This window comes from Anaerococcus sp. Marseille-Q5996 (genome assembly GCF_946893725.1).
GTDB lineage: Bacteria > Bacillota > Clostridia > Tissierellales > Peptoniphilaceae > Anaerococcus > Anaerococcus martiniensis.
Genome location: NZ_CAMPPE010000008.1, coordinates 1 through 1,333, shown reverse-complemented (window position 1 = coordinate 1,333; position 1,333 = coordinate 1). Strand labels below are relative to the sequence as shown.

1 rRNA gene is annotated in these 1,333 nt (G+C 49.1%); it reads right to left on the bottom strand.

Annotated features, from left to right (window positions below):
* A 16S ribosomal RNA gene (locus tag OC526_RS08270) occupies nt 1-1,333 on the bottom strand; the annotation flags it as partial.

Genomic DNA, 1,333 nt, shown 5'->3' with positions numbered 1-1,333 from the left:
AACGGTTAGCTCACAGGCTTCGGGTATTGCCAACTTCCATGGTGTGACGGGCGGTGTGTACAAGACCCGGGAACGCATTCACCGTGGCATTCTGATCCACGATTACTAGCAACTCCAACTTCATGCACTCGAGTTGCAGAGTGCAATCCGAACTGGGACAGGCTTTTTGAGTTTTGCTTAACATCGCTGTCTTGCTGCCCTCTGTACCTGCCATTGTAGCACGTGTGTAGCCCAAGTCATAAAGGGCATGATGATTTGACGTCATCCCCACCTTCCTCCGGTTTGTCACCGGCAGTATTGCTAGAGTCCCCAACTTAATGATGGTAACTAGCAAAAGGGGTTGCGCTCGTTATGGGACTTAACCCAACATCTCACGACACGAGCTGACGACAACCATGCACCACCTGTATTTCAGTTATCCGAAGATATAGGCTCTTATCTCTAAGTGCTTCCAAAATATGTCAAGACTTGGTAAGGTTCTTCGCGTTGCTTCGAATTAAACCACATGCTCCGCTGCTTGTGCGGGTCCCCGTCAATTCCTTTGAGTTTCACACTTGCGTGCGTACTCCCCAGGCGGAGTGTTTAATGCGTTAGCTGCGGCACCCAGATTTACTCCAGACACCTAACACTCATCGTTTACGGCGTGGACTACCAGGGTATCTAATCCTGTTTGCTACCCACGCTTTCGTACCTCAGCGTCAGTTAATGGCCAGAAAGTCGCCTTCGCCACCGGTATTCCTCCTAATATCTGCGCATTCCACCGCTACACTAGGAATTCCACTTTCCCTTCCATTACTCAAGGTCCCCAGTTTTAGAAGCTTACTATAGTTGAGCTATAGCCTTTGACTTCTAACTTAAAAACCCGCCTACGTACCCTTTACGCCCAATGATTCCGGACAACGCTCGGTCCTTACGTATTACCGCGGCTGCTGGCACGTAATTAGCCGGACCTTATTCGTATAGTACTGTCATTTTCTTCCTATACAAAAGATTTTTACAACCCGAAGGCCTTCTAAATCACGCGGCGTCGCTGCATCAGGGTTTCCCCCATTGTGCAAAATTCCCCACTGCTGCCTCCCGTAGGAGTCTGGGCCGTGTCTCAGTCCCAATGTGGCCGTACACTCTCTCAAGCCGGCTACTGATCGTTGCCTTGGTGAGCTGTTATCTCACCAACTAGCTAATCAGACGCAAGTCCATCTTACACCACTAAACATTTTGATTATTTCCTCATGCGAGAATGTAATTTCATAGGGTATTATTCTCCGTTTCCAGAGGCTATCCCCTTGTGTAAGGCAGGTTACTCACGCGTTACTCACCCGTTCGCCACTAATCC